8 protein-coding genes are annotated in these 6613 nt (G+C 33.3%); 4 read left to right on the forward strand and 4 right to left on the reverse strand.

Translation table 11 applies throughout. The features are described from left to right. The 4 genes from ACY2V1_RS08490 to purM form a co-directional block, all read left to right on the forward strand. A partial coding sequence (locus ACY2V1_RS08490; RefSeq protein ID WP_461834362.1) for a tetratricopeptide repeat protein occupies window positions 1-660 on the forward strand: 660 nt, incomplete at its 5' end. A gap of 200 nt (window positions 661-860) precedes the next feature. Further along, window positions 861-1181, forward strand: a complete 321-nt coding sequence (locus tag ACY2V1_RS08495) for a TusE/DsrC/DsvC family sulfur relay protein (RefSeq protein ID WP_461834363.1) — start codon at window positions 861-863, stop codon at window positions 1179-1181. 81 nt (window positions 1182-1262) lie between these two features. Beyond that, window positions 1263-1625 (forward strand): molybdenum cofactor biosynthesis protein MoaE, encoded by a 363-nt coding sequence (locus tag ACY2V1_RS08500; RefSeq protein WP_461834364.1) that lies wholly within the window; start codon window positions 1263-1265, stop codon window positions 1623-1625. A gap of 118 nt (window positions 1626-1743) precedes the next feature. Beyond that, window positions 1744-2790 carry a phosphoribosylformylglycinamidine cyclo-ligase gene (gene purM, locus ACY2V1_RS08505; RefSeq protein WP_461834365.1) on the forward strand — a complete coding sequence of 349 codons (1047 nt, stop codon included), beginning with the start codon at window positions 1744-1746 and terminating at the stop codon, window positions 2788-2790. Here purM and mobA read toward each other — a convergent pair. The 4 genes from mobA to ACY2V1_RS08525 are packed head-to-tail and all read right to left on the reverse strand — an operon-like array spanning window position 2764 to window position 6426. After that, window positions 2764-3363: a molybdenum cofactor guanylyltransferase gene (mobA, locus tag ACY2V1_RS08510; RefSeq protein WP_461834366.1), complete on the reverse strand. Its 600-nt coding sequence runs from the start codon at window positions 3361-3363 to the stop codon at window positions 2764-2766. The two genes, purM and mobA, sit on opposite strands and share 27 nt — an antisense overlap. Window positions 3364-3388: 25 nt before the next feature. Beyond that, a complete protein-coding gene (locus ACY2V1_RS08515; protein WP_461834367.1) occupies window positions 3389-4357 on the reverse strand; it encodes a polyprenyl synthetase family protein in 969 nt (322 codons plus the stop codon). Between the two features lie 20 nt (window positions 4358-4377). Beyond that, the gene (gene mqnB, locus ACY2V1_RS08520) at window positions 4378-5067 is read right to left on the reverse strand and encodes a futalosine hydrolase (RefSeq protein WP_461834368.1); all 690 of its coding nucleotides are present in this window, start codon (window positions 5065-5067) and stop codon (window positions 4378-4380) included. A gap of 3 nt (window positions 5068-5070) precedes the next feature. Then, window positions 5071-6426: a cobyrinic acid a,c-diamide synthase CobB gene (locus ACY2V1_RS08525; RefSeq protein ID WP_461834369.1), complete on the reverse strand. Its 1356-nt coding sequence runs from the start codon at window positions 6424-6426 to the stop codon at window positions 5071-5073. Window positions 6427-6613 lie beyond the last annotated feature (187 nt).

Consider the following 6613-nt stretch of genomic DNA (forward strand, 5'->3'; position numbering starts at 1 on the left):
TTTAATTTATACTCAATAAACACCACCCACCCAAAGATAAATATCCCCTGTAATTATAACTTTGTACCTGGATTTTTATTTAGAGAGAGGAGCAAATATCCAAGTGTAGGACTCTTTGTTGGAAGAAGATTAGCAGAGGAAGAAGGTGTGGATGAAGGGAGGCAAGGATTAGATGTTTTGGAAAAAATATATGGGCAGGCATATTTTGTTCCATTTTTTAGAGGTATTTTGGAAATGAGAACTGGTAATTTGGGAAGGGCTATGGAGCTTTTTGAAGCTTCTCTCCCTCTGCAACCAGGCAAAGAAGAGCGCTCTATGGTACTTTTTTATATGGCAAATATTTTGGTTCAAAAATCAGATTTTAAGAAGGCAATAGACTTTTTAGACGAGGCAATTGATTTAGTAAAAGACAATCAAGTTTACTATAATTTGAGGGGAGTTTGTAAATTTAAATTGGGAATGTATGAAGAAGCAGCTAAAGATTTTATCTCAGCCCTTGACATAGATAGGGGCTCAGCAATTGATCTGGCTAATCTTGGAATGTGTTATAAAATGATGGGTAAAAAGGAGCAAGCCACTCAATGCCTAAAAGATGCACTGGAGATTGATCCAACTATTGATTTCGCAAGGAATAACCTAAAAGAGATGGTGAAAAATTAAAATATTAACAATCGTTATTTTTTTATCCTTGACAAAATATTAATTTAATATCTAATGTGTCATCACTTTTGGATGTTTGGGAAGAAGGGGTTGACTTGCATTTGTTAACAATTTATATTCCCTTGTGAAGAAATTCTTTAATTTGCTAATTACTGAATGTATTTTTAGAAATTGAAAAAAATTAAAAGGAGGTTTAATCCATGGCACAAGTAGTTGAATTCAAGGGGAAAAAATTTGAAGTCGATGAAGATGGTTTCTTACAGAATTTTGATGATTGGTGTGAAGAATGGGTAGAGTACGTAAAGGAATCAGAAGGTATTAAAGAACTTACTGATGAGCATTGGAAAGTAATTAATTTCTTGCAAGACTATTATAAGAAAAATGGTATTGCCCCAATGGTTCGTATCCTTTCCAAAGTTACTGGATTTAAACTTAAAAAGATCTATGAGTTGTTCCCATCTGGTCCTGGGAAGGGAGCATGTAAGATGGCTGGACTTCCAAAACCAACTGGTTGTGTATAGTTTAATAAGGCACAGTCAGGAATACATAATAGCGACCTCATGCACGGGTGCGGGGTCGCTTTTTTTGTTTTTGGAGGACAAATGGATATTATAAAAGTTTTGTCAACCCTTAAAAAGGAGTCGAATTTTAAAGATAATGTGGGTATGATTTTAATACATAATGGTGTGGTTAGGGGTATCTCTAGAAATGGCAAAAAGGTTAAAAAACTTTTAGTTAAAAGCGATAATAAGAAAATAGAGCTAATTAGAAAAAAGTATGAGTCAAGAAATGGTATTTTCAAAATAGTAATTGAGCCCAGATCTGGAGAATTTGAACCAGGTGATGATTTGCTATGGATCATTGTAGCTGGAGATGTTAGGGAAAATGTCAAAAAAGTCTTGTCTTCTGTCCTAGATGAGGTAAAATCTCTGGCTGTGGAAAAAAAAGAAATCCTTGACGAATAAGAGCTTGTTATTTAAGAAAATCTTATTTAATTTTTGTATTCTATTAATCTATCTTGTCAATTTGGTTAAAGAAGATTGCTCATAGATAGAATATGATAAAGTTTTCTAGGAGAAGCAAATGAAAGATCTCAGTAAGGCATATAAAGAATCTGGAGTGGATATTGAGAAGGCCAGTAATTTTATTACAAAGATAAAGGAAGTTGTAAAATCTACTTACACAAAGGGAGTACTAAGCGATATTGGTCTATTTGGCGGTATGTTTAAGCTGGATATTTCTAATATTGAGTCACCTGTTCTGGTAGCTGCCACTGACGGAGTTGGGACAAAATTAAAACTCGCTTTTCAATTGAATAAACATGATACTGTAGGAATTGATCTTGTTGCAATGAATGTTAATGATATTGTGGTTCATGGATCTAAGCCATTGTTTTTCTTGGATTATTTAGCAATGGGTGAATTGAATACATCAATTGCAGAAGATATAATAAAAGGTATTTCTGAGGGTTGCAGGCAAAGTGGATGTGCCTTACTGGGAGGAGAAACTGCAGAACTTCCTGGTTTTTATAAAAAAGGTGAATATGAGTTGTCAGGTTTTTGTGTTGGTGTAGTGGATGATTCAAAGATCATAGATGGGTCCAGTATTGGGGTGGGAAATGTGATAATTGGACTTGCTTCAAGTGGAGTACATTCCAATGGCTTTTCTCTCATAAGAAAGATTATAAGGGAGAAATCTATCTCCTTGGATGAAAAAATAGATGAGACATCCAGAACCTTAGGAGATATTCTCCTCACTCCCACCAAGATATATGTTGGGTCAGTCCTCAACTTAATAAGGGATTTTCAAATAAATGGAATGGCCCATATAACAGGTGGCGGTTTTTTTGAAAACATTCCAAGAATCCTTCCAAGGGGTGTCAAGGCAAAAATTGATTTTTATAGTTTTGAAAAACCAGCAATTTTCCATTGGATCAAGGAACAGGCTAATTTATCCTGGGAAGAGATGATGTCAATATTTAATTGTGGCATAGGTATGGTTCTAATAGTTAAAAAAGAGGATGTTGAGGATATTCTAAACAGATTAAATGGATTAAACGAAAAAGCATGGATTATTGGCGAAATACAAAGACAGGAAGAAGACTCAGATAACATTGAAATATATTTTTAATGCCTTTTTATAATCTTCTTCTGTATTTATATTAAAAAAAGAATGCAGTGATGGATCATATTTTTTAAGGATGGAATCTTCTACTGTTCTAGTGTTAACTTCTGAAAATAATTTGCTGATTTTAAAAGACTTTTTCGTAAGCATATCCTCTATTATTGGAATACAATCCTTTGAATAGATTGCACATAAAGGCTCAAAATATCCCTTAACTTTTGGCACCACAACTTGATAATTACTATCTAATGTAGAAACCAGATATTTTATGAGTTCTGGTTTTATGAGCGGTGTATCGCATCCAACTATGAAATTGTATTTTGTTGAAGAAAAAAGCAGTCCAGCATGTATGCCAGTAAGGGAACTGGACTGTTTAAAAACATCTGTAACTACTTTATATCCAAGTGGTATATATTCTTTGGGATTTTTAGCAACTAACAAGATATTGTCAAAAATAGTGCTTAATTTATCAGTAATTATTTCAATAAAAGACAACTCTCCTAGTTTAAAAAAACATTTATTTTTATAGCCCATCCTGGAGCTTTGTCCGCCACATAGAACAATTGCAGATATATTCATGTGATAAAAAAGCAGAAAAAAAATGCTAATATTCTCTATTTTTTACAAAATCAACTACATCACTGAGGATTTCTTTTTCAAGAGAGTTGGGAAATTGCATAAGGGCATGTTTTGCCTCTTTTAGATAAAAGTCACATGCCTCAAGTGACTTTTTTAATACACCTTTTTCGTTTATATTGTTTAGTATTTTAAGGCATTCTTCTTGTTTTAACTCATTTTTCTTTATTTTTTTTAACATTTCAATCTTTTTTGAATTTTCAAATGTGTCTAAATATAAGATAAGGGGTAAAGTTATTTTCCCTTCTCTAAGGTCTCCTCCAATAGGTTTTCCCAATTTTTCTTGATTTAAGGAATAATCAAGTACGTCATCTACTAGTTGGAAGGCTATTCCAAGATTTAGACCAAATTTTCTCACACTAGCAAGATCTTTTTCGTCTGCCTCTGCCAAGATGGCTCCACTTTCGCATGAAAATTGTATTAAATAGGCAGTTTTTCCCGTAATCACTTGTAGATATTCATTTTCTGTAATCCAGGGTTTCTTCATCTTTACTATTTCTAATATTTCTCCAGAGCAAGTTTGGTAGATTGCCTCAGAAAGACATCTCATTAATTTTATATTATTATAATTTGTCACAATTTTGTTGGACAGGGCAAGGAGGGCGTCTCCAGTTAGAATGGTTTTTGTCTCACCAAATATTTTGTGGGCAGCCTTATTTCCACGCCTAATTTCTGCATGGTCAATTATGTCGTCATGTAAAAGAGTAGCTGAATGGATAAATTCCAGGACACAGGCAACTGGATAGATATCAGGTTTATTATATCCATAGGCCTTTGCCGTTAGTATGCAGAGCATGGGCCTGAGTCTCTTACCACCTGATTTTAATATGTGCTCTGCAATTTCCCTGACATACGGATCTACATCCTTAAGCAGTAAGGAAATGTTTTTTTCTATGTTTGGGAAGTGTTTTTCAAAGTATGATTTTAATTTTTCCATCTAATTGTAAAGATTTGCTATTAAAATATGGACTCTGTTTTTTTTAATTTTTTTAGAGCCTTTTTTATATCCCATTTATCTGTATCCCTGGAGCCAACAGCATTTGAAATAGAGCGAATTTCAATGAACGGTATATCATGAACAAAACATACGTAACCAATTGAAAAACCTTCCATGTTCTCCACTTGAGCCAAGTACCTGTTTTTTAACTTATCAGCCTCTATTTCATCTCCAGTGACCCCAGCAACCGTCAGGTTAGTAGTTGTATAGAAATTATTGTTAAATGACAAGCCCATTTTTTCGAGATTTTCTCTTACAGGAATTGATATCTGGTTGTATATTATTTTTTCATGCTTTTTAAGCAATCCATATTTGAGACCTTTTGGGTCTATAATACCCCTTTGTTTTAGTCCATATTCTGGCCATATTTCTTCTTTAGCTATTGTAAGTGATCCAATTGGTATTTTTTTTATATCAAAGGAACCTGCTATCCCAATATTTATTACACCGCAAATTTTATATAAAAGTATTGCCCTTTCTATGAAAAGAGCTGCATTTATTGGCCCAATCCCACATACTTGAACATAAACATCTCTCCCTTTAATTCTTTTGGGATACACCTCTCCCAGCTTAATAGAATTTTTGGATAAATCAGGGAATAAGGCCATAAGCTCCCTTTTTGTTGCTGCACAAATAAGTAGCTTTTCCACTTACTAAATCCCTTTACATGAGAGAACAAAATATTTGGCAATTAATAAATTACTAGAAAAATGAAGATGTATATAAGAAGCTACGCAGTTTTTATATCTCACACCAAAGGAATTTTTTAAATTTCCATCTCTAGTTTTGACTTTATATACATTGGGATAATCTTTTAAACCTTCTGCAATAGAATAGTGAAATTCATGTCCCCTAACAACTAAGCCTTTTGGCCCTATAGGTAAGTTCTCTAGAAACTCTACTTCTCTATATCCAAGAGATACAAGTCTTTTTTGTAATAAAGTTTTAAACGGGAAAATACCTACTACCTTTTGTAGATTATTTTCATCTCTAGATATATACTCCATAAGATACATAAAACCACCACATTCAGCATATAATACACCATAATCTTCTACAAATCTTTTTATTTCATCTTTCATACTATCATTATTTGATAAATCTTCCAGATAAAGTTCTGGATATCCCCCTCCAATGTAAATACCTTTAATTCCCTTTGGTAGATTTTTATCTTTTATAGGTGAGAAGAAAGTTAGTTCTGCTCCCATATATTTTAGTAAATCTAAATTGTTTTGATAATAAAAACAAAATGATCTGTCCATTGCAATTGCGATTTTGGTTCTGGTTTTTTTTAATTGTTTTGTTCTGTTTTTTTTCTTCTTTTTGGTATTTGCCTTTATGAAATTTTTAAATTCATATGTAATAGATCTTTGAGTCCATTCAATTAAATGAGATACTTTTTGTTTATCCCAGATATCTTCTTCTGCTGTAACAAGTCCTAAATGTCTTGATGAGAGTTTTATATCTCTTTGTTTTTTAAAAAAACCAAAACAGGGAATATCTACATAGTGTTTTATGGCTTTTTTTATAATATCTATATGGGCGTCACTGCCAACTTTGTTAAAAATAATACCAGCAATATTTAGATCAGGGTCAAATTTAGTAAATCCCAGGACAAGGGCGGCAATTGACCTTGCCATTGAAGATGCGTCAACTACCAAGACTACAGGAAGATTTAAGACCTTTGCTAGGTGGGCGGTTGAACCAATTTCTGATATGGGTGAAAATCCGTCAAAAATCCCCATCACTCCTTCAATTACGCTTATGTCTGCATTTTTTGAATAGAAGTTATAAAGGGCTCTGTTACACCAGGGTTTAATCATCCATGTGTCTAGGTTGTGTGAAGGAATATTTGTTATTTTTTTGTGGTGTCCTGGATCTATAAAGTCTGGACCTACTTTAAACCCCTGCACATGGAGGCCCTGCGCCTTTAAATAAGCCATTATTCCAAGGGTAATAGATGTCTTTCCTGCCCCACTATGGGTCCCTGCTACAATGAATCCGCCCATAAGGTTTTGTTTAACCTATGTTTTTTTTAAATGCAAATATCGGATTGGCTACATTAAAAAGACTTATCAAAACTGTTATCTATCTGTATTTCTTTGATATTTTTATAAAAATATTGGCATAAGAATAATGAATTAACACGCCTTGACTAACAGCTCATAGGACAATACAGAAGACATTGACAATTGA

This window comes from Desulfothermus sp. (genome assembly GCF_053993635.1).

Excerpts from the sequence above, each read along its gene's own strand:
- ACY2V1_RS08515 (WP_461834367.1), bottom strand. The coding sequence starts at position 4,357 with ATGGAAAAATTAAAATCATACTTTGAAAAACACTTCCCAAACATAGAA.
- purM (WP_461834365.1), top strand. The coding sequence starts at position 1,744 with ATGAAAGATCTCAGTAAGGCATATAAAGAATCTGGAGTGGATATTGAG.
- ACY2V1_RS08500 (WP_461834364.1), top strand. The coding sequence starts at position 1,263 with ATGGATATTATAAAAGTTTTGTCAACCCTTAAAAAGGAGTCGAATTTT.
- mobA (WP_461834366.1), bottom strand. The coding sequence starts at position 3,363 with ATGAATATATCTGCAATTGTTCTATGTGGCGGACAAAGCTCCAGGATG.
- ACY2V1_RS08525 (WP_461834369.1), bottom strand. The coding sequence starts at position 6,426 with ATGGGCGGATTCATTGTAGCAGGGACCCATAGTGGGGCAGGAAAGACA.
- ACY2V1_RS08495 (WP_461834363.1), top strand. The coding sequence starts at position 861 with ATGGCACAAGTAGTTGAATTCAAGGGGAAAAAATTTGAAGTCGATGAA.